Source organism: Diaphorobacter caeni, assembly GCF_015354245.1.
Classification (GTDB): Bacteria; Pseudomonadota; Gammaproteobacteria; order Burkholderiales; family Burkholderiaceae_C; genus Diaphorobacter_A; species Diaphorobacter_A caeni.
The window spans coordinates 192,677-214,252 of the sequence record NZ_JADKYZ010000008.1 but is presented as its reverse complement, the minus strand read 5'-3'; the positions used below and the strand labels follow the sequence as shown (position 1 = coordinate 214,252).

Below are 21,576 nucleotides of genomic sequence, written 5' to 3'. Positions count from 1 at the left end.
CGCAGTGCATCTTCCCGCTTTTCACGCGTGGCGATGAAGGTCAGAGTTGCAGCCATGTTGGCGCTTGGGCTGGGCGGACTTGCGGCTAGTGCGCACGCGGTGCAGATCACCGACGACCGTGGCAAGACCTTTGAATTCAAGGCCGCGCCGCAGCGCATCGTGTCGCTGTTGCCGTCGCTCACCGAGAGCGTCTGTGCTCTGCAGCAGTGCCACCGCATCGTCGGCACCGATCGCTATTCCAACTGGCCCGCATCGGTGAACCAGCTGCCCAAGGTGGGCGGCGGCGTCGATCCCAACATCGAGGCCGTGGTGGCCCTCAAGCCCGATCTGGTGCTGATGTCCACCAGCGGTCGTGGGCGTGACCGATTGGAGGCGCTGGGCTTCACCGTCGTCGCGATGGAGCCGCGCCGTCTGGCGGATGCCGAGCGGGTGCTCAAGACCGTCGGTGCGATCCTGCATGTGCCGCCGGAGCAGGGTGCAGAGCGCACCTGGCGCGAGATCGACGCGGCGGTGGAAGCCGCACGGCAGTCGTTGCCCGAGCGCGTCAAGGGCGTGCGGGTCTATTTTGAAGTGAGCCGCGGTCCCTATGCCGCAGGCGAGAAGTCCTTCATGGGCGAAATCCTCACGCGGCTCGGCGCGCGCAACGTGGTGCCCGCATCGCTCGGACCGTTCCCTCGACTCAACCCCGAATTCATCGTGCGCGCGAATCCCGACGTCATCATGATCGGCAACCGCAGCATGCAGGAGGCAGCGACCTATCCGGGCTGGGGCGCGATGAAGGCGGTGCGCGAAAAGCGTGTGTGCTCGTTTGACGCGGCTGAGTCCGACGTGCTGGTGCGCCCCGGTCCGCGCATGGCGGAGGCCGCGCGGTTGATGGCCCGCTGTCTGGCGGACAAGGCCCCATGAGTTCAAGCATGCCTGCACTCGGTGCCAATCGCCATCGCGCCGCCTGGCTGATGCTGGCTCTGGTGCTCATCAGCCTGCTGCTGATCGCCGTCGGTGCGGCGGTGGGCAGCACGGGTTTTGAAAGCCTGATGCATCTGGCAGACGATCCCGTGGCGCGGCAGATCGTCACCGAAATCCGCCTGCCGCGCACCGTCGGCGCCTGGCTGGCCGGTGGTCTGCTGGGCCTTGCAGGAGCGATTGCGCAGGGGCTGTTCCGCAATCCGCTGGCCGATCCGTATCTGCTGGGCAGCGCATCGGGCGCCACGCTCGGCGGAGCGCTTGCGATGACGTGGCTCGGCGTCGCGCCCGCATCGGCGAGCCTGCTCGCGCGCATGGGTATCACCGGCGTGGCCTTCGTGGGCGCGGCTGGGGCGGTCATGCTGACATTGATTCTCGCGCGCGGTGCACAGCACACGCTGCGCCTGTTGCTTGCTGGCGTGATCGTTGGCGTGGTGCTTGGCGCGGCGCGCGATCTGGTGGAACTCAGCTCGCCGGAAATCCTGCAGGCCATGCAGGCCTTCACGCTCGGCACGACGGCGTTTGTCGGATGGGCGGCGGTGGGCATGATGCTCGCCAGCTGGCTGCTTTGCGCCGTGACGGCTTGGGCGCTGGCGCGAGCGCTGGATGGGTTGACGCTGGGCGAGGCCACGGCCTCCAGTCTGGGCCTTCCGCTCGGCCCCATGCGTGCCGGGCTGATCGCGGCCATGGCTCTGGCGACGGGAACGGCCGTCGCGCACACCGGCCTGATCGCCTTTGTGGGGCTGGCCGCGCCGCATCTGGTGCGCTCGATGGTGCGGGTGACGCATCCCTGGCATGTGGTGCTCTCGAGCATCATGGGCGCGGTGCTGCTGCTGGCGGCGGATGTGCTCGCGCGCTGGCTGATTGCGCCGCAGGAGCTTCCGGTCGGCGTGCTGACAGCGGCGCTGGGTGGCACCTATCTGCTGTGGCTCATGCACCGCCGTTCTTCGAGCGCGGGAGGTGGCCTGTGACATCCACGCAATGGGCGATCCGCGCAAGAAACGTCACCGTGCGCGCGGGCGATGCAGAGATTCTTCATGGCATCGATCTCGACATTCCCGCCGGTCGCTGGACCAGCATCGTCGGGCCGAACGGTGCGGGCAAATCGACGCTGCTCAAGGCGGTTTCTGGGCTGCTCAAGCATGCCAAGGTGCAGGCCGATGTCGAGTTGCTCGGCAAGCCGTTTCATCAGATTCCGGTGCGCGAGCGCGCGCGCCGCATGGCATGGCTCGGGCAGAACGAAGTCGCGATGGAAGAGCTTCAGGTCCACGATGTGGTGATGCTTGGCCGCTTGCCGCATCAGGCCTGGCTGGCCCCGCCGGGCAAGGCCGATTTCGATGCGGTCGAGCAGGCGCTGCAGGCCACGCAGGCATGGGAGTGGCGCGCCCGGCCGCTGTCTCAACTCTCGGGAGGCGAGCGCCAGCGGGTGCTGCTTGCGCGCGCGCTGGCGGTGCAGGCCGAGGTGCTGCTGATGGACGAACCGCTCGCGAACCTCGACCCGCCGCATCAGGCCGACTGGATGCACACGGTGCGCGATCTCGTTGACGCGGGCAGCACCGTGGTCAGCGTGCTGCATGAGGTGTCCATCGCGCTGCAGGCCGACGATCTGGTGATCATGGCGAACGGACGCGTGCAGCACCACGGCGCATGCGGCGATCCCGCCACGCTCGCGGCGCTCGAAGAGGTGTTCGAGAACCGCATCCGCGTGCAGCAGGTCGATGGTGTCTGGGTCGCGCTGCCGCACTGGCGCCCGCGGCACAGGACGCCGCTCTGAATCGACCATTCAACCATTCGCGCAAGACTGCGCGGAACTCAACGGAACAAGCAAGATGGAAATCGAAAACCCGCCAGTCGACAAAAGCTACGAGAAGCCTGATGGAGAGCGACGCGGCCTGCTGCTCGTGAACACGGGCGATGGCAAGGGCAAGAGCACGGCGGCGTTCGGCCTCGCGCTGCGCGCCCATGGTCGCGGCAAGAAGGTCAAGATCTTCCAGTTCATGAAGGTGCCGACGGCGCGTTTTGGTGAACACCGCATGTTCGAGAGTCTGGGCATTCCCATCGAAGGGCTGGGCGATGGTTTCAGCTGGAAGAGCCGCGATCTCGAGCACTCTGCCGAACTTGCACGCGAAGGCTGGGAACGCGCGCGCGCGGTGATTCTGTCGGGCGAGCATTTTCTGGTGGTGCTCGACGAGATCACCTATCCGCTGATCTACGGTTGGTTGCCGCTGGACCAGGTGCTGGCCACGCTGGCCGAGCGCCCGCGCCACGTGCACGTGTGCATGACGGGCCGCCGCTGCCCGCAGGAGATCATCGACGTGGCCGACACCGTCACCGAGATGAAGCTCATCAAGCACGCGTTCAAGGCGGGCATTCCCGCGCAGCGCGGCATCGAGGATTGATGGCGGCGGAGGCACCTTGCAGACAGGCGGAATTTTCGCGTTGGCCTTGCTGATCGCTCTTGCGGTCGATCACCGGTGGGGCGAGCCCACGGCACGCTGGCATCCCGTGGTGTGGATGGGACGTGCGCTGCAGCGCGTGGGCGACGCCACGGCACCGACCGAGCCCACGGGGCCCGACATGACGAGCTTCTGGCGCGCGGCGCTGTGCTGGTGCGTGCTCGCGCTGATCGGCGTGGCGGCGGCGGTGCTGCTGCAGGCGGCGATTCTGTACTACGCGCCATGGTGGCTGGCCTCTGTGCTGCTGGGGCTGCTGATCAAGCCGATGCTGGCCTGGCGGATGCTGCGCTCGGAAGTCACGGCGGTGGAAGATGCACTGGCGCGCTCGCTGCCGCAAGGGCAGGCGCAGCTCGGTCGACTGGTGAGCCGCGACGTGCATGTGCTTGGCGAGGTGCAGGTGCGCGAAAGCGCCATCGAATCGCTGGCGGAGAATCTGAATGACTCGGTGGTCGCGCCGATCTTCTGGCTGGTCGTCGCGGGGCTGCCGGGCGCGGTCCTCTACCGTTTTGCCAACACGGCCGACGCCATGTGGGGCTACCCCGGCATGCGTGGTGGACGCTACTGGCAATGGGCCGGCAAGTGGGCCGCGCGGGCCGACGATGTGCTGTCTTGGATACCGGCGCGCATCACCGGCGTGGCGCTGTGGTGCGTCACGGGCTGCGATCGCTGGAGCGCGCTGGTCGCCAATGCGCGCAGGACGCCGTCGCCCAACAGCGGTTGGCCGATGACGGCAATGGCGCTGGCGCTCGGAGTGCGTCTGTCCAAGCCCGGGGTCTATGCGCTCAACCCCGAAGGGCGCAGCGCCGAGCCGGGCGACATCGCGCGCAGCGCGGCGATCGCTTCGCGTGCCGTGGGCTGTGTGGTGATGCTGGCCGTTTGCTGCCTTGTGTCGATGGTGGTGGTGCGCGCATGATGCTGCAGGTGATTCCCGAATCCATACACGGCGGGCCGGATGCGGAGGGCGTTCCGCTGCACGATTTCTCGACCAACGCGAACGCCTGCGGGCCTTGCAAGACTACGCAGGCCGCGTTGCGCAACGCGGATGCCGCGCACTATCCCGACCCGCACTACACGCGGCTGCGTGCGCGGCTGGGCGCGTTTCATGGAGTCGAGGCGGACCGCATCGTGTTGGCCGCGAGCGCGAGCGAATTCATGCAGCGCATCAGTGCCTTTGCCGCGCGTATCGGCATCCGCCATGCGCGCGTTCCGCAGCACGGCTACGGCGACTACACGCGGGGTGCGCGGATTTGGGGGCTGGAGCTTGCGGCCAGCGATGCGCCCGCATTGCATTGGGCATGCGAGCCCGCGAGCCCGCTGGGATCGCGCGATGAGGCCGTCGATGATTGGCTGGATGAGTCCACCCCGACGCATGACATCCGCGTGCTCGATTGCGCCTATGTGCCGCTGATGCTGGATGGAGCGCAGCCGCGCTTGCCGAGCACCGCATGGCAGCTCTGGACCCCCAACAAGGCGCTTGCATTGACGGGCGTGCGCGCGGCCTATGCGATTGCACCAACTTGTGCATCGGCGGAGCATCTTGCCGTGTTGCGCGCCATGTCCGCATCGTGGCCCATTGGATCGCATGGCGTGGCCATGCTCGAGAGCTGGGTCACTCCCGAAGTGCAGCACTGGCTGCACGCATCGCTGGTGACCTTGAGCGATTGGAAACGCGCGCAGATTGCGCTGTGCGCGTCATTGGGGTGGTCGGTGCGGCCGGGCAGTCTCGCGAACTATTTCACCGCGCAACTGCCTCAGGAATGCCGCATGGACGAGGTGCTGGTGGCACTGCGCAAGCGGGGCATCAAGTTGCGCGATTGCGCATCGTTCGGTTTGCCGCGGCATGTGCGTGTGGGCGTGTTGTCGCCGCAGTCGCAGGCCGCGTTGAAAGATGGATGGACACACGGAGGCTTTGCATGAGCGCACGTTGCATCATGGTTCTGGGCACGACGAGCGGGGCGGGCAAGAGCTGGCTCACCACGGCGCTGTGCCGCTGGTATGCGAATCAGGGGTTGCGGGTGGCGCCGTTCAAGGCGCAGAACATGAGCAACAACGCGCGCGTGGTCTCCGCGCCGGACGGCGGGTTCGGCGAGATCGGCAGCGCGCAGTATTTTCAGGCGCTGGCCGCCCGGGCGGTGCCGGAGGTGCGCATGAACCCGCTGCTGCTCAAGCCCGAGGCCGATACGCACAGCCAGGTTGTGCTGCTCGGCCAGGTGAGCCGCGAACTCACGGCTCTGCCGTGGCGTGGCCGCAGCCAGAGGGTATGGCCGCAGATCGCGGCGGCGCTCGATGAACTGCGTGCCGAGAACGATGTGGTGGTGATCGAAGGCGCGGGCTCGCCGGCAGAGATCAATCTGCATGCGAGCGACGTGGTCAACATGCGCGTCGCGCGGCATGTGGATGCGCGCTGCCTGCTGGTCTCGGACATCGATCGCGGCGGAGCGTTCGCGCATCTGTTCGGCACCTGGGCGCTGTTGCCCGAGGACGAACAGGCGCTCATCAAAGGCTTTGTTCTCAACAAGTTTCGCGGCGACGCGACACTGCTCGCGCCTGCGCCGCAGATGCTCTTGGAGCGCACCGGCGTGCCGGTGGTGGCCACGATACCGATGCAATGGAATCACGGATTGCCTGAAGAAGACGGCGTGTTCGATGATCGTGCGCAGGGCACGTCCGGTGCGGTGCACACGCGCGTGGCGGTGATCGCTTATCCGCGCATCAGCAATCTGGATGAATTCCAACCGCTCAAGAATGTGAGCGGCGTGCGTTTGAACTGGGCTCGCAGTCCGGCCGATGTGGAGGGGGCGGACTGGATCATTCTTCCGGGCTCCAAGTCGACGGCCGCCGATCTCGCATGGCTGCGTGCGCAGGGGCTGGATGCGGCCATCGCGGCGCATGCGGCGAAGGGCGGCATGGTGCTGGGCGTATGCGGCGGTCTGCAGATGCTGGGTGAGGCGTTGATCGATACCGTCGGGGTGGATGGCAATGCGCCGGGCCTGGGCCTGCTGCCGCTGGTCACCAGCTTTGAAGAACGCAAGACCGTGCAGCTGACCGAGACGCGCTTCGGCGATCTGCAGGGGGGCTGGGCGGCCTTGTCGGGCGTGGCCTTGCGCGGCTATGAGATCCACCATGGACAGACCGCACAGCATCCCGCGATGGCGGCTGCGGGCGACGTCGCCAGGATGGTGATTCCGGGTGTGGCGTGGCAGAACGCCGCAGGCAATGTGCTGGGGCTGTATCTGCACGGCATGTTCGAAGACGCCAATGTGCTGCAGGCCTTGTTCGGCGAGCGTGCGACCACGCTCGACGCGGTGTTCGAGCGCATGGCGCAGGGCGTTGGCGAGTGGTTCGATCCCGCTGCGCTGGCGCTGGGTTGAAAAGATTTTGAAAGACAGATGATGATGTGGACGATTCCCGAAATTGCACCGATTGCCGATGAAGCGCTGAGCGCCCGCCTGCAGCGACGCATCGACAGCAAGACCAAGCCGCTCGGCGCACTTGGTCGGCTTGAGGCGCTGGCGCATCGCATCGGCATGATTCTCGGCACCGAAGAACCCGTGCTGCGCGAGCCCCAGGTGCTGGTCTGCGCGGCGGACCATGGACTCGCGGCCAAGGGCGTGTCGGCCTATCCGAGCGATGTGACGTGGCAGATGGTGGAGAACTTTCTCGCGGGCGGTGCGGCGGTCAGCGTGCTGGCACGCCAGAACGGACTGGCGCTGACGGTTGCGGATTGCGGCGTGGCGCGCGAGATCCCGCAGCGCGAGCACCGGCCTGGCGCGCCGAGACTCGTCTCTTGCCGCGTGGCGGCGGGCACGCAGGATGCGAGCGTCGGTCCCGCGATGACGATGGAGCAGTGCGAGCAGGCCCTTGCGAATGGCCGGATGCTGGTGCGTGACATGCCGGGCAATGCCTTGCTGCTCGGCGAGATGGGCATCGGCAATACCTCGGTGGCTTCGCTGCTGCTCGCGCGGCTCGGGGGCGTTTCTCTCGCCGAATGCACGGGTGCGGGCACGGGTTTGAACGCGGCGGGCGTGGCCCGCAAGCTGCAGGTTCTGGAGGCCGCACTGCAGGCCAACGCCGATGCGGCAGGGCCGCTCGAGGCGCTCGCTGCGCTTGGCGGCTTTGAAGTCGCGACGCTCTGCGGCGCGGTGCTCGAGGCTGCAGCGCAGCGCCGCGTGATCGTGGTGGACGGCTTCATCACGACGGCCGCCGTGCTGGTGGCGAGCCGCCTGCAGCCTGCGGTGCTGGAGCGCTGCGTGTTCGCGCACCGCTCGGGCGAGCCGGGACACGCGCACATGCTGCGCCTGCTCAAGGGCGAGGCGCTGCTGGACATGGGGTTGCGACTGGGCGAGGGCTCCGGAGCGGCGCTGGCGTGGCCTTTGTTGGAATCGGCCTGCGTGTTCCTGCGCGAGATGGCGAGCTTTGAATCGGCGGGGGTCGATAGCAGCAACGCTGCCTGACCTTCATGGACGAAGGTTGGGCTCAGTAGGTGCTGTGCCGCACCTGACCGTAGAAAACGCTGTCGGGTGCGGAGGCCGGATCTTGCACGCGCTGCAGGCTTTGCTTGTCGGCGAGGCTGTCGAGCATGCGGCGCGTGAGCGATTGCGTGCTGCCGTCCTGCGCGGTGAACATGAAGGTTGACTGTGCGCTGTTGGCCCATGTCAGTTGCGTACGGATGCAGCGCTGCTGGATCCACATGTCGAACCATTGACCGGTTTGATAGGGCTCGACCTGGATGTCCACATCCGCGTCGGACGGCGGTTGGGGTTCGGCTGCGGCCAGCGTGGATGCGTGCGGTTCAGACTCGGCGATTTTCGTGAGGTGGGCGCGCAGTCGCATGATCCGCTGCTGCATGGGGAGAATGTCGTCTTGTGGGTATCCCACGCTGGCGAGTCCTTCTCCCACCAGATCGGCCAGATCACCGGTCCATGACAGCAGTCTGCGCGCGTCGTCGCGTTCCATGAAGGGCTGCACGCACCAGAGCAGCACGGGCACCATCGTCAGGTATTTTCCGGCGCGTTGCTTGTTGGCAGAGCATTGCGAATGCGCCGCGACCCGGGCCCAGGGGCCTGTGAGAAATTCAAGCCATAACGCGGGGGCTGAACGCGCTGCCGGAAGTGAATCGAAGGCCGTGGTGTTCTCCCGAATCAAATCCTGAAAGGCTTCTGGATGGCCCGCAGCCGCCATCGCCGCGAGGCTGGTTGACGAAGGCTTTTCCCAGGCGCGATTCCACATGCGGAGCATGTGCTCGAACGCGCTCGCGTCATGCACCGGAAGGGCGGTGAGATGGCGCACCGTTTGGTTGGCGAGCGCGATGAAACGCTCGAATTTTTCGGAGTGTTCGTCGGGATAGCGCAGACCACGCTCTATCACTGCATCGATGAGTCTGCGGGCCGCGTGACCCTCGTCGGATAGAACGCCAGCGTCGCGCTGAACGAGGCGGATGAGAGGAAGTTCAAAGCTTTGCACCACTCGACTCAATGCGGAGGGAAGTGGCTGGCGCGAGCTGACTTCAATGAGCCACTGCTGCGGGTTGGAGGCGTTTCCGGAGGCAGCGGCAGGGACCGATCCGCTGCGCGGTCCGTCATTCAGGACGCTGCTCTCGAAGGCTTGGGGAAACGGATCGGAGTTTGGCGGCATGGCCAGTCGCATGGGTTTGAAACTGGCCTCATCATAATGGCTTGAGTCCGCAAATCAATCCATGGTCGCGAAGTTCTCCCACATGTCACGTGCATGGTGAAAGTTGGCGCTTACTGGGATGTCGATGCCGCGACCTGCCAACCGACATCCCGGGCGTTTCAGTGATCGTGGTGCAGATAAGCCGCCTGCTTGGGGAGGCGGAAGCTGAACAGAAAGGCGATCACCATCATGACCGTCACGTACCAGAAAAACGATGATTCGTGGCCCTGGTCCTTGAGGTAGAGCGCGACATACTCGGCCGTTCCACCGAAGATCGCATTGGCGACCGCGTAGGCCAGACCGACGCCGAGGGCGCGCACTTCGGGCGGGAACATCTCGGCCTTCACGATGCCGCTGATCGAGGTGTAGAAGCTCACGATGGCCAGTGCCGCGATGATGAGAGCGAGTGCCACGTAGGGGCTGGTCGTGTGCTGCAGCGCGGTGAGAATCGGCACGGTGAGCAGTGCGCCGAGCGCCCCGAACAGCAGCATGTTGTTGCGTCTGCCGATGCGGTCGGACAGCATGCCGAACAGCGGCTGCATGCACATGTAGACGAACAGCGCCACGGTCATCACGTAGCTGGCGGTCTTGATCGGCAGGTGAACGGTGTTCACCAGATACTTCTGCATGTAGGTGGTGAAGGTGTAGAAGATCAGCGAGCCACCGGCGGTGTAGCCAAGCACGGTGACGAAGGCTGCGGCGTGGTGGCGGAACAGGCCGCGGATGGTGCCGGCTTCTTCATTGTTCTTGGCGGCGTCGGTCTGCGTTTCATGCAGGGTGCGACGCAGCATCAGCGCGACGACCGCGGCCACGGCACCGCAGACGAAGGGAATGCGCCAGCCCCATGCGCGCAGTTCCTGGTCCGTGAGGATGGCTTCGAGAATCACGATGACGAGCACGGCGAGCAACTGGCCGCCGATCAGCGTGACGTATTGGAAGGAAGAGAAGAATCCGCGCTGTCCTTTGAGCGCCACTTCGCTCATGTAGGTGGCGGTGGTGCCGTATTCGCCGCCGACCGAAAGACCTTGGAACAGGCGGCAGACCAGGAGCAGGAACGGAGCCCACGCGCCGATCTGCGCATAGGTGGGCAGACAGGCGATGACGAGCGAGCCGGTGCACATCATCGCCACCGAGATCAGCAGCGAGAGCTTGCGGCCGTACTTGTCGGCGATGCGGCCAAACAGCCAGCCGCCGATGGGGCGCATCAGAAAACCGGCGGCGAACACACCGGCGGTATTGAGCAACTGCACCGTGGGATCGGATTGGGGAAAGAACGCGCCGGCGAAATAGAGCGCGGAAAACGCGTAGACATAGAAGTCGAACCATTCCACCAGATTGCCCGAGGAGGCCGCCATGATCGCGAAGATGCGGTGGCGCTTTTCCTGCGCCGAGTAGACGCCGGGCTGGTGCGGCGTGCCGCCTTGTGGGTTGGGAGTTGGTGTAGTCGTTGTTCCCATGGCTTGAGGCCTTTCATGAACCGTGCTTGTTGGAGTCTTTTGTGGGATTGTTCTCCTTCCACATGCACCGCTCATGTCAGTCAAAGCGCCGTCTGGCGACTTTGCCGTTGGCCATGAAGCCGCTTTACGAGGGCAGGGTCTTGGGCGTGAAGTCGCAATATTTCGAGACCACGCATTCCCAGCAGCGCGGCTTGCGGGCCTGGCAGACGTAGCGGCCGAGCAGAATCAGCCAGTGGTGCGAATCGACCGCGTATTCGTCCGGCACGCGTTTCATGAGCTGCAGTTCGACGGCCAGCGGGTCCTTGCCGGGCGCGAGGCCGGTGCGGTTGCTCACGCGGAAGATGTGGGTGTCGACCGCCATGGTGGGCTGACCGAAAGCGACGTTGAGCACCACGTTGGCGGTCTTGCGGCCCACGCCGGGAAGGGCCTGCAGCTCTTCGCGCGTCTGCGGCACCTTGCCGCCGTGGCGGTCGATGAGCATGCGGCAGGTCTCGAGCAGATGCTTGGCCTTGCTGTGGTACAGACCAATCGTCCTGATGTAGCTCTCGAGGCCTTCGAGCCCGAGGTCGAGGATGGCCTGGGGCGTGTTGGCGACGGGGAACAGCTTGCGCGTGGCCTTGTTCACGCCCACGTCGGTGGCCTGTGCGGACAGCAGGACGGCGGTGAGCAGCTCGAACACGGAGGTGTATTCGAGCTCGGTGTTGGGTTGTGGGTTGGCCGCTTTCAGCGTGGCGAAGAAGGGCTCGATGTCGCTCTGTTTCATGGAGCCGCATTGTCGCAGCACCATGAAACCGATGCGCATTCGCGTGACTACAAGTCGAGGTTGTAGCTCAGGATCAGCCCGTAGCGCAGCGAGCGCTCGGGATTGTTGGCGGTGCGCGCGCCGAGCGGTTTGGAGACCGCGAGATCCAGCGAGTAGTGCTTGTTGTCGGCCAGGCGCACGCCGACGCTCGCGGACTTCATCGTCGTGGCGACGGTGCCCGAGGTGTTCTGCCAGAGCTTGGCCCATTCGTAGAGCACGTAGGGCTCGACGCTCTTGAGCCACTTGCTGTCCATGGTGAACTGGTAGTTCAGCTCGGCGTTCGCGCCGACGCCCTTGTCGCCGGAGAATTCGCCCGGCGCATAGCCGCGTCCATAGCGTAAGCTGCCGAAGGACACGCGCTCGGGTGTGGGCAGGATGTCGCCCGAGTACTGTCCGCCAAAGCCGAAGGCCGCGCCCAGCTTGTTGGCGAAGCGGTGGCGCTCGGAGTAGTCGCCGCTCACGCGGGTGAAGTCGAGCTTGGCCGGATTGGCGAGCATGGGCTGGCCGACGTTGTTGCCTCGGTCGAAGCCCGCGCCGAGTCCGTCGATGCCCTGCGTCAGCGTCACGTTGGCCGAGCGGCCGACGGTGGCTGCCGCCTTGGACCAGGCCACCTGCGCGTAGAGCGCACGCACGCGTTCCTCGTCATGGATGCCGATCGAGTTGGCGGGGACCCAGTACTCCTTGCGGTAGTTCAGGCCGTAGAAGCCGGCCGTGGTGCTGAGCTGTTCGTTGCCCGCGACGATCCACGGATGCGTCACGCTCAGGTCCAGCTTGCGCTGGGAGGTGTCGTCGTCGATGCCCGGCAGTTTGGACAGCGGGTCGTTGTGGCTGCGGTAGTCCGAGTAGCTCGCGCGCGCCACGGTGCCCGAGGCGTTGAGCAGCTGGGTGAATCCGGCCGAGAGAAAGCGCTCGTCGCTTGGATTGCGCAGCAGGGTCGAGAACTGGAACTGGCTGCCTTGCCAGAAAGGGTCGTTGACCAGCAGATTGGCCATGAAACGCGATGTCGGCTTGCGCAGTTCGCCACCGACCGAGACGATGATCGGCTTGTGCTTGGCCTTGAGAACCAGCGGCGTCGCGCCGTCCGTTGTGGTGGGCAGATTGGCGATTGCGGCGATCTCGATGCCGGGCAGGCGCGTCATCAGCTGCGTCTGCTTCTGGAAGGTGGCCGAGGTGAGAGGGCGCTCCTTGAGCAGCGGCTCGGCGATCTCGCGCACCAGCGCTTCGGAGTTGCCGAAATCGCCTTCAAGCTCCACGCGCTGCAAATAGCCTTCGACCACGCTGAAGCGCACCACGCCGCCCGCGAAATCCTGCGCCGGAACAAAGGCGAACGACAGCGCGTAGCCGCGTTCCTGATACAGCGCGGTCACCTTATGCGCGGCGGCCATCAGGTCGGCGATGGTGTGCGTTCCGCCGCTCAGCGGCGAGAGCAGGGCGCTGACTTCCTCGAATGGAATGGCGGACACGCCCTGCACGTCCACGCGGGTGATCTGCACCTTGAGGGCGAGCATCTGCTCCACCTGGGTCTGCGGTGGTGCCACCTGCAGCGGCACCTGTGCCTGCGGCTGAGGCGCGGGAACGGAGGGCAGTGTGCTCAGGGGATTGCCTCCCGCCGTTGCGGATTGGGCATGGGAGAGCAGAGGAGAAAAACACAAAAAGACCGCCAATGCTGGCAGCCTGAGAGAGAAAGTGGCGGGGTAATTCATGATCGACCTTCTTGTCGTAACTGGTGGCGCGGTCCCCGCATGTCGCTAGGCGCCTATCGAAAAACACAACAGCAACAGCGGTTTCAAGTGAAACACACTGTTACTGTTGTGCTGATTGCTCAGGTTTTGAGAGAGAGCAAACCCTGATGCTTACTTCTTGCCTCCAAGCAGACCACCGAGCAGGCCGCCACCGGTACCCGTCGTGGTGGTGGTCGTGGTGTTGTTGGCTGTGGTGGTCGAGGTGCCGCCGAGCAGGCCGGTCACCGCGCCGAGCACGCCGGTCACCACGCCGCCCACGGCCGTTGTGGTGCCTGCAGTGGTGGTCGTGCCGGTGGTGGTTCCGGTAGTGGTCGAGCCCGTTGTCGTGCCAGTGGTGGCGCCGGTCGTCGTGCCGCCGGTCACGCCTGCCACCGTGCCGGTCACGGCACCCGTCACGCCGCCGACCACGCCGGTGACCGTGTTGACCACGCCACCCACCAGACCACCGACGGCGCCCGTGGTGGTTCCTGTGGTGGTGCCGGTAGTACCGGTCGTTGTTCCGCCGGTCAGGCCACCCGTCACACCGCCGACCACAGTTGCAACCGTGCCGACGACGCCGTTGACCACGCCGCCGACCGCTCCAGTGGTCGTGCCCGTGCCGGTGGTGGTGCCGCCGGTGAGGCCGCCCGTCACGCCGCCGACCACAGTCGCAACCGTGCCGACGACGCCGTTGACCGCGCCGGTCACTGCGCCAGTGGCGGCACCCGTGCCGGTGGTGGTGCCGCCGGTCAGACCGCCCGTCACGCCGCCCACCACGGTTGCAACCGTGCCGACGACGCCGTTGACCACGCCGCCGACTGCGCCAGTGGCAGCGCCGGTGCCGGTGGTGGTGCCGCCGGTGAGGCCGCCCGTCACGCCGCCCACCACGGTTGCAACCGTGCCGACGACGCCGTTGACCACGCCGCCGACTGCGCCAGTGGCAGTGCCGGTGCCTGTGGTGGTACCACCGGTCAGGCCGCCGGTCACGCCGCCCACGACGGTCGCAACCGTGCCGACGACACCGTTGACCACGCCGCCGACCGCGCCAGTGGCAGCGCCGGTGCCGGTGGTGGTGCCGCCGGTCAAGCCGCCGACGACATTGGTGACCGTACCGACCACACCACCCAGGGCGCCGGTGGCTGTGCCGCCCGTGCTGCCTGAACCGTTGGTGAGGCCGCCGGTCAGACCGCCGACCACGTTGGTGACCGAGCCGACCACGCCACCCAAGGCGCCGGTTGCCGTGCCGCCGGTGGTGCCACCGGTCGCGCCGCCGACGACGTTGGTGACCGTGCCGACCGTGTTGCCCAGCAAGCCGCCCAGCAGGCCACCGCCGGTGGGGTTGCTGGTCGATGTGGCTCCGCCCAGCGCGGAGACGGTTTCACCGGTGGCCGCCACCAAGCTGCCAGTAGGCGAGATGATCGGAGTCTGGGTGGCTACCAGACCGTTGCCGGTGGTGGTCACGAGACCACCGACCAGTGTCAGGATGTTGGTCACCGGCTCGCCCAGACCTGTGGCGTTGCCCAGGTTCTGGACGGTGCCGACGGTGTTCGAGAGCAGTGGTGTGACCGCGCCTGCCACCCCGGTGGTCAGGTTGCGCACGCCAGTGCTGTCAACGAGGTCACCAACCGCCGAGCCGACGCCTGTGACGGTAGTGCCCACCTGATTGACCACACCTCCGGCAAGACCTGCCACGTCGCCGACCACGCCGAGTTCGGGCTTGTCCAAAGCGCTCACGGTGTCACCCAGAGACGAGACTGCATGGCCGACGTGGCCAACGGTGGGGTCGAGGCTCCCGAGAGTGGTGCCGATAGGATCGGTGCTGGTGCCGATCTGGCCGAGGCCGCTGGCCACGCCGGTCGCAAGCGAGCCGACCGCTTCGCCGACTTCCTGCACCACGCCGCCAGCAGGAGCGGAGACTCCGCCGAGGACGGTGTTGCCCAGTGCAGTGTTCAGCACGTTGGAGACGGTGGAGCCAACATCGCCCACTGCGCCAGAAGCACCATCCACTACGCCGGCAACGCCGGTGCTGGCATCCCGAATGACTTGCAAGGGTCCGGTTGCTACCGGTGGAGATACCGTGCCACCACCGCCGTTGCCATTGCCATTGCCATCGCCGTTGCCATTGCCATTGCCATTGCCATTGCCATTGCCATTGCCATTGCCATTGCCGTTGCCGTTGCCGTTGCCGTTGCCGTTGCCGTTGCCGTTGCCGTTGCCGTTGCCGTTGCCGTTGCCGTTGCCACCAGTGCTTCCGCCGCCGCCTGTGTTGCTACCACCGCCGGTATTGCTTCCCCCTCCAGTGCTGCCGCCACCGCCGGTGCTTCCACCGCCACCGGCCACGATGGTGCCGCCGCCCGAGCCACCGGAATTGCCGGAGCCTCCGGAACTGCCGTTCCCCGTCGATCCGGAGCCGGAGCCTGCACCGGCCCAGCTGTTGCCGGTGCCTGGCGCCGTTGATCCGGAGTCGGTGCCGGTTCCACCTCCCACGTTGGTGCCCGAACCGTCGGTGCCACTGCCGGAGCCCGTACCGCCGTCGCCGGCATTCAGATTGCCGCTGCCTGTGCCATCAGTGACGCCGGCACCGGCACCACCGCCGGATGTGCCTCCAGCGTCGCTGCGCAGGGAACCGCTGGACGAGCAGCCGGTCAGCAGGATCACCAGAGCGGAGGCAACGGCGAGCGAGACAGGCTTTTGGGTGAAGAATTTGAAGGACCGCATATCACACTCCTGAGGACATAAGTGAACAGAACGGCCTCAATGGTCAGATTCCTTCGCAAGTGTTACCAATTGCTTTTTTAATTATCAAATTGCGATCAAATAGATTTGCTTTCTTTGCGCTATATCAAAGTTTTGCAATGTGGAATCAGAAATGAGCGAATGCACTCGGGGTTGAAAAATGATCGACTATCTTCATGCAGACATGTTTTTTTTAAACTATGAAATGCAAACAACACTACCGAGTCGGCGAAAAGGAATGCGTCTTTGGGGCATCTGAAACAAGTGCGGCACACTGTGTATGTATTTGAGTGAAATTGTGAGTTTTAGTGTATGAAAATGCTGCTCGGTCGACGGAAAAGTCGAGCGTCTTCATGGAGTCGTCCAATGCAAGACAATGGGGCGGTTCTGCCCTGAGTTGACCCAAGTATTTCCAAGGATTTGTGGGATGAAATTTGCTGACCGTTTAAACAACGTCGAGACCTCGGCGATCCGTGAATTGTTCAAGTTGCTGGGCAAGCCCGGCATCATCAGTTTTGCCGGTGGCTTCCCCGACAGCGCCATGTTCGATGTCCCCGGCATCAAGACAGCCGTGGACGAAGTGCTGGCGACGCAGGCCGGTGCCGCGCTGCAGTACGGCGCGACCGAGGGCTACCAGCCGCTGCGCGAGCAGCTCTCGGCGTTCATGGCGACCAAGGGCGCCAAGGACGTGGCTCCCGAGCAGTTGATCGTGACCACCGGCAGCCAGCAGGCGCTGGACCTGATCGGCAAGACCATGATCAACCCCGGCGACAAGGTGATCGTGGAAGGCCCGACCTTTCTGGCGACCATCCAATGCTTTCGCCTCTATGGCGCGGAGGTCATCAGCGCTCCGGTCGACGGTGACGGCGTGCAGCCCGATGCGCTCGAGAAGCTCATCGTCGAGCACCGGCCCAAGCTGGTCTATCTGATTCCCACGTTCGGCAACCCGAGCGGTGCGACGCTCTCGCTCGCGCGCCGCAAGCAGGTGCTGGAACTGGCGGTCAAGCACCAGGTGCTGCTGGTCGAAGATGACCCCTACGGTGATCTGTACTTCGGCGAAGCGCCACCTGCGAGCCTGCTCGCGCTCTCGCCCAGTGTGCCCGGCAGCCGCGAATGGCTGGCGCACTGCGGCTCGCTGAGCAAGGTGCTGTGCCCGGGTCTGCGCATCGGCTGGCTGATCGCCCACCCGGAACTGCTCGCGCGCGCCACCATGTGCAAGCAGTTCAGCGACGCGCACACCAGCACCTATGCGCAGGCCACCGCAGCGCAATACCTCCAGTCGGGCGTGATGCCGCAGACGCTCGCCCGCGTGCGTGCCGTGTATGCGGAGCGCGCCAAGGCCATGGGCGATGCGCTGCGCTCGGAACTTGGCGATGCGGTCGAGTTCGTGCAGCCTAAGGGTGGCCTGTTCCTGTGGGTGAAGCTCACCGGCGCGCGTGGTCAGGAAAGCAATGCCAACGAACTGGCCAAGCGTGCGATCGCCGAAGGCGTGGCCTTCGTGCCTGGCGCTCCGTTCTTCAGCCAGAACCCCGATTTGTCCACGCTGCGCCTGTCGTTTGCGACGGCCGACGTCGACAAGATCCGCGAAGGCATTGCACGCCTGAAGAAGGCGCTGGCCGCCTGAGGTGAGATCCCGCGCACAGGGCTGAATGGGCACGCCGCGGTCACGCGCAAGTGATACGGTGTGCCCTTTCGGGCCGCAGGGAATAGACAAGACATGTCCGATTTCAACGAACACACCGAGCAGCGTCTGAGCGATCTGGAGATCAAGGCCAGCTTCACCGAAGACCTGCTCGATCAGCTCAACCTCACCATCTACCGGCAACAGCAGCAGATCGACGATCTGATCCGCGTGGTCGCCGATCTGCGCAAGCAGTTGCCCGAAGCGGGAGCACCCGGTTCAGGCCAGGCCATTCTCAACGAGCGGCCTCCTCACTACTGACCCCATACAAGAACGAAGGAGACAACAGGAATGCAATACCGCAATCTCGGCAAGAGCCAGCTCAAGGTGTCCGCGCTGTGTCTGGGCACGATGATGTTCGGCGACCAGACGGAGCTCGCCGAAGCCTCGTCCATCGTGGCCCATGCGCGCGAGCATGGCGTGAACTACATGGACACGGCGGACGTCTACACCAAGGGCGCGTCCGAATCCATGCTCGGCCAGATCCTCCAGGGCCAACGCGATGACTGGGTGCTGGCCACCAAGCTCGGCAACCGCATGTCCGATCGCCCGAATGAAGGCCAGTATTCGCGCAAGTGGATGCTGCGCGAGGTCGAGGCGAGTCTTGCGCGTCTGCAGACCGACCACATCGACATCCTGTATCTGCACCGTGATTTCAACGGCATGGACATGGAAGAGCCGCTGCGCGCGCTCGACACGCTGGTGCGCGACGGCAAGATCCGCTACTGGGGGCTGTCGAACTTCCGCGCGTGGCGCATCGGCGAGATGGTGCATGGCGCGCGCCAGATCGGCATGCCGGGGCCTGTGGTCTGTCAGCCGTACTACAACCTGCTCAACCGCATGCCCGAAGTCGAGATTCTTCCGGCCTGCGAACACTTCGGCATCGGCGTGACCTCCTACAGCCCGGTCGCGCGCGGCGTGCTCACCGGCAAGTATCTGCCGGGGCAGGAGCCGCAGGAAGGCACGCGCGCGGGCCGTGGCGACCGCCGCATGAGCGAGACCGAATTCCGCGAGGAGTCCCTGCAGATCGCGCAGCGCCTCAAGCAGCATGCGGCGGAATGCGGCATCTCGCTCGCGCAGTTCGCCACCGCCTGGGTGCTCGCGCATCGCTCGATCAGCTCGGTGATCGCGGGCCCGCGCACGCTCGCGCAATGGCAGGACTATTTCCCGGCGCTCGACTACGTCGTCACGCCCGAGGATGACGGACTGGTCGACGAGCTGGTCGCACCGGGCCATCCGTCCACACCGGGCTACACCGATCCAGCGTATCCGCTGCATCCGCGTCGCCGCACCTGAAACCGGCGCATCGTCAGGCGCGATGCAGTTTCTCGGCGGCGAGTGATTCGAGCTGCTCCTGCGATGAGTCGTGAGACAGGATGACATCGCGGGTGCGGCCTCCACATATCGGACACCACCTTACCCGAACAGGAGACAGAACCGAAGATGACGAACGATTCCACTCAACAAGGGCAAGGGCCGCTGCAGGCGACTGGCGGCATCGTGGAACTTGCCGCGACCGAGCTGTCGCGCGCCATCCATGCACGCGAGATCTCCTGCGCCGAGGTGCTTGACGCCTACCAGGCCCAGATGGACCGTTTCAACCCGCAGGTCAACGCCATCGTCGCCGGCATGCCGCGCGAGGAACTGCGGAGGCAGGCCAATGCGCTGGACGCGGACCTCGCGCGCGGCGAGAGCAGAGGCGCTCTGCATGGATTTCCGCAGGCGCCCAAGGACATCATGCCGGCCAAGGGCATGGTCACGACGAAGGGTTCGCCGATCTTCAAGGGGCAGGTGACCCAGACCGATGCCGTGGTTTTCGAGCGCATGCGGGCATCGGGCGCGATCTTCGTGGGCCGCACCAACTCGCCGGAATTCGGCCTTGGAGGACATACCTACAACGAGGTCTACGGCACCACACGCAATGCCTTCGATCCGTCGCTCTCGGCCGGAGGCAGCAGCGGTGGCGCGGGCGTCTGCGTGGCGCTGCGCATGCTGCCGGTGGCGGATGGCTCGGACATGATGGGCTCGCTGCGCACGCCTGCCGCGTTCAACCATGTGTACGGCATGCGCACGTCGGTGGGCTGCATTCCGCACGGACCGACCGACGAAACTTTCTTTCAGCAGTTCAGCGTCGGCGGACCGATGGCGCGCAACGTGCCCGATCTCGCGATGCTGCTGTCGGTGATGGCGGGCTTCGACGCGCGCCTGCCGCTCACGCACCGCGCTGCAAACGTCGACTTCCGCGCGCCACTGGAGCGCGACTTCAAGGGCGCGCGCATCGCTTGGCTCGGCGATCTCGGCGGGCATCTACCGACAGAGCCCGGCCTGCTCGATGTCTGCGAGAAGGCGCTCTCCCATTTCGAAGCGGTGGGCTGCACGGTCGAGCGCGTCGTGCCGCCGTTCGACATGGAAAGCCTGTGGCGCGCCTGGCTCGATCTGCGCAGTTTCCAGTTTGCAGGCACCAATCGTGCGCTCTATGACGACCCGGCGAAGCGCCGCTTGCTCAAGCCCGAAGCCGTGTGGGAGCTTGAACGCGGGCTGGCGCTCACCGCCATGCAGGTGTTTGATGCGGCGCGCGTACGCTCGGCCTGGTATGAGTGCCTGCGTCGCATGCATCAGCAATATGAGGCATTGCTGTTGCCGTCCGCACAGGTTTTTCCGTTCGACGCGGCACGCGACTGGCCGCATGCGGTCGGCGGACAGCAGATGGACACCTATCACCGCTGGATGCAGACGGTGATCGGAGCCACCATGGCCGGTCTGCCGGCGCTCTCGGTGCCAGCAGGACTCGGCAACGGCGCAAGAGCCGTCGGGTTGCAGATCATTGGCCGCACGCAGGATGACTTTGGCGTGTTGCAACTGGGGCATGCGTACGACCTGGCGAGCGGAGCATCGAGGGTGCGCAGTCCGTTGCTGGGATGAGTGAAGGGTTGAATCCAGCCGGGGCGGGCGGGTGATCTTTCGGCGCAGAGCCTTTTAAAATGGCACGGATCTTCACACCGCGACGATGGTGAATTTGTGACGCCTCAAGACATCGAACAACTGCTGACCACCCCCATGCCCTTCGGAAAGCACCAGGGCACGATGATCGCCGACCTGCCCGCGAACTATCTGCACTGGTTCGCGCGCGAGGGCTTCCCCAAGGGGCATGTCGGCCAACTGCTGCAGTTGATGTTCGAGATCGATCACAACGGCTTGAATGGCCTGCTGGAGCCCTTGCGCAGGTCTCGGCAGGCTCGCTGATGACGGATCAGTCCGCGGAGGTGTCCGGCGGTGCTTTGGCCTGATCGGCCGCAGGGGTGCGGGGTGTGGATGATTCAGCGAAGCACTGGGTGAACAGCTGCCTGCCGATGTCGTGCGCCACGCGCCTGAGTCGGTAGGTCGCTGCACTGTCGAAGCGCTCGTGGGTGTGCCGTGTCCACAGCTGAATCCATGCATCGAAATGCGCGGGGCTCACGCCTTTGAGCTGCATGTGCCGCTGCACCAGATTGCCGCGAAAGCTGCGTGTGCCGAGCATCACCGTGCTCCAGAAATCCACCATCCGATCCAGATGCGCATCCCGGCGCGAGTCCAGCTCCGCCGCGAATACGGGGCCGAGCAGCGGGTGCTGCATGGCGTCCGCGTAAAAGTCCTGCACCAGTCTTGTGATGCTTTCCGTTGTGAGGGACGCCGCTGTTGCTGTTGGTGATGCTGCTGCTGCGGGAGATGGGCAAAGAGACATGGCGAGGAGCTTCCCAGCGTGTCCGAATTTATGCGTTGTTGCTGATCAAGGAATGCGTTCGGTGTGAGCGATGCACGTGACGGCCTTCGCTGACCGCAGTTCACAAAATCGGCGTAGGAAAAATGTCCTCCAAAAGTGTGTGCGACGCGGCATTTGCAAGCTCCTGTTTCCTGTCTGTCAATCACTGTGAATGCTGGGGTTGCCTTGATTTACTCCGCGTGGGAATTGCGTTTGGCTGGCTAACCTTGCCGATGTTTGATTTTTTGATCTTTCCTTTACTTCGCAAAATGGGATGGCCTGAATGATGGACTCCATCACATGCGGCACAAGCCAATTCGACGCTTCCGGACCTTGGCGGCGCTTCCA

The 21,576-nt window shown here is 65.1% G+C and carries 19 protein-coding genes; 13 read left to right on the top strand and 6 right to left on the bottom strand.

From position 1 onward, the window contains the following. The first annotated feature begins 33 nt into the window (after positions 1–33). The 8 genes from ISG32_RS19830 to cobT are packed head-to-tail and all read left to right on the top strand — an operon-like array spanning position 34 to position 7,873. Entirely contained in the window at positions 34–906 is an 873-nt protein-coding gene (locus ISG32_RS19830) for an ABC transporter substrate-binding protein (protein WP_194772869.1), read from the top strand. Further along, a complete protein-coding gene (locus ISG32_RS19825; protein WP_194772740.1) occupies positions 903–1,934 on the top strand; it encodes a FecCD family ABC transporter permease in 1,032 nt (343 codons plus the stop codon). The genes ISG32_RS19830 and ISG32_RS19825 overlap by 4 nt, the downstream gene beginning before the upstream one ends. Beyond that, complete coding sequence (locus ISG32_RS19820) at positions 1,931–2,737, top strand: ABC transporter ATP-binding protein (RefSeq protein WP_194772739.1); 807 nt, start codon at positions 1,931–1,933, stop codon at positions 2,735–2,737. The genes ISG32_RS19825 and ISG32_RS19820 overlap by 4 nt, the downstream gene beginning before the upstream one ends. A 55-nt stretch (positions 2,738–2,792) precedes the next feature. Beyond that, a complete protein-coding gene (gene cobO / locus ISG32_RS19815) occupies positions 2,793–3,362 on the top strand; it encodes a cob(I)yrinic acid a,c-diamide adenosyltransferase (RefSeq protein WP_194772738.1) in 570 nt (189 codons plus the stop codon). 16 nt (positions 3,363–3,378) lie between these two features. Further along, the gene (gene cbiB / locus ISG32_RS19810; protein ID WP_228529953.1) at positions 3,379–4,332 is read left to right on the top strand and encodes an adenosylcobinamide-phosphate synthase CbiB; all 954 of its coding nucleotides are present in this window, start codon (positions 3,379–3,381) and stop codon (positions 4,330–4,332) included. Next, entirely contained in the window at positions 4,332–5,336 is a 1,005-nt protein-coding gene (locus ISG32_RS19805) for an aminotransferase class I/II-fold pyridoxal phosphate-dependent enzyme (protein WP_194772868.1), read from the top strand. The genes cbiB and ISG32_RS19805 overlap by 1 nt, the downstream gene beginning before the upstream one ends. After that, complete coding sequence (locus ISG32_RS19800; protein ID WP_194772737.1) at positions 5,333–6,790, top strand: cobyric acid synthase; 1,458 nt, start codon at positions 5,333–5,335, stop codon at positions 6,788–6,790. Before ISG32_RS19805 ends, ISG32_RS19800 begins: the two co-directional genes overlap by 4 nt. 24 nt (positions 6,791–6,814) lie before the next feature. Beyond that, entirely contained in the window at positions 6,815–7,873 is a 1,059-nt protein-coding gene (gene cobT / locus ISG32_RS19795; protein ID WP_407645082.1) for a nicotinate-nucleotide--dimethylbenzimidazole phosphoribosyltransferase, read from the top strand. Positions 7,874–7,895: 22 nt separating this feature from the next. On the opposite strand, the gene ISG32_RS19790 is transcribed toward cobT, so the two are convergent. The 5 genes from ISG32_RS19790 to ISG32_RS19770 form a co-directional block, all read right to left on the bottom strand. Continuing rightward, a complete protein-coding gene (locus ISG32_RS19790; protein ID WP_194772736.1) occupies positions 7,896–9,053 on the bottom strand; it encodes a DUF1631 family protein in 1,158 nt (385 codons plus the stop codon). Positions 9,054–9,211: 158 nt separating this feature from the next. After that, the gene (locus tag ISG32_RS19785; RefSeq protein ID WP_194772735.1) at positions 9,212–10,549 is read right to left on the bottom strand and encodes an MFS family transporter; all 1,338 of its coding nucleotides are present in this window, start codon (positions 10,547–10,549) and stop codon (positions 9,212–9,214) included. Between the two features lie 124 nt (positions 10,550–10,673). Then, positions 10,674–11,312, bottom strand: a complete 639-nt coding sequence (nth, locus tag ISG32_RS19780; RefSeq protein ID WP_194772734.1) for an endonuclease III — start codon at positions 11,310–11,312, stop codon at positions 10,674–10,676. Between the two features lie 47 nt (positions 11,313–11,359). Further along, positions 11,360–13,054 (bottom strand): ShlB/FhaC/HecB family hemolysin secretion/activation protein, encoded by a 1,695-nt coding sequence (locus ISG32_RS19775; protein WP_194772733.1) that lies wholly within the window; start codon positions 13,052–13,054, stop codon positions 11,360–11,362. 150 nt (positions 13,055–13,204) lie between these two features. Then, positions 13,205–15,790, bottom strand: coding sequence for a collagen-like triple helix repeat-containing protein (locus tag ISG32_RS19770; protein WP_194772732.1), 2,586 nt, complete (start codon positions 15,788–15,790; stop codon positions 13,205–13,207). 445 nt (positions 15,791–16,235) lie between these two features. Here ISG32_RS19770 and ISG32_RS19765 point away from each other — a divergent pair, with 445 nt between their 5' ends. The 5 genes from ISG32_RS19765 to ISG32_RS19745 all read left to right on the top strand — a co-directional run bounded on the left by ISG32_RS19765 (position 16,236) and on the right by ISG32_RS19745 (position 20,732). After that, a complete protein-coding gene (locus ISG32_RS19765) occupies positions 16,236–17,432 on the top strand; it encodes an aminotransferase-like domain-containing protein (protein ID WP_194772731.1) in 1,197 nt (398 codons plus the stop codon). A 93-nt stretch (positions 17,433–17,525) separates the two neighbouring features. After that, positions 17,526–17,750 carry a SlyX family protein gene (locus ISG32_RS19760; RefSeq protein WP_194772730.1) on the top strand — a complete coding sequence of 75 codons (225 nt, stop codon included), beginning with the start codon at positions 17,526–17,528 and terminating at the stop codon, positions 17,748–17,750. Between the two features lie 30 nt (positions 17,751–17,780). Then, the gene (locus ISG32_RS19755) at positions 17,781–18,785 is read left to right on the top strand and encodes an aldo/keto reductase (RefSeq protein ID WP_194772729.1); all 1,005 of its coding nucleotides are present in this window, start codon (positions 17,781–17,783) and stop codon (positions 18,783–18,785) included. A 147-nt stretch (positions 18,786–18,932) separates the two neighbouring features. Further along, on the top strand, positions 18,933–20,411 hold the full coding sequence (locus ISG32_RS19750) for an amidase (protein WP_194772728.1): 1,479 nt from the start codon (positions 18,933–18,935) through the stop codon (positions 20,409–20,411). 96 nt (positions 20,412–20,507) lie between these two features. Then, positions 20,508–20,732 carry a DUF3820 family protein gene (locus ISG32_RS19745; protein WP_194772727.1) on the top strand — a complete coding sequence of 75 codons (225 nt, stop codon included), beginning with the start codon at positions 20,508–20,510 and terminating at the stop codon, positions 20,730–20,732. Positions 20,733–20,739: 7 nt separating this feature from the next. Here the strand turns inward: ISG32_RS19745 and ISG32_RS19740 are convergent, their stop codons facing one another. Further along, positions 20,740–21,126, bottom strand: a complete 387-nt coding sequence (locus ISG32_RS19740; RefSeq protein WP_194772726.1) for a group III truncated hemoglobin — start codon at positions 21,124–21,126, stop codon at positions 20,740–20,742. Between the last annotated feature and the right edge of the window lie 450 nt (positions 21,127–21,576).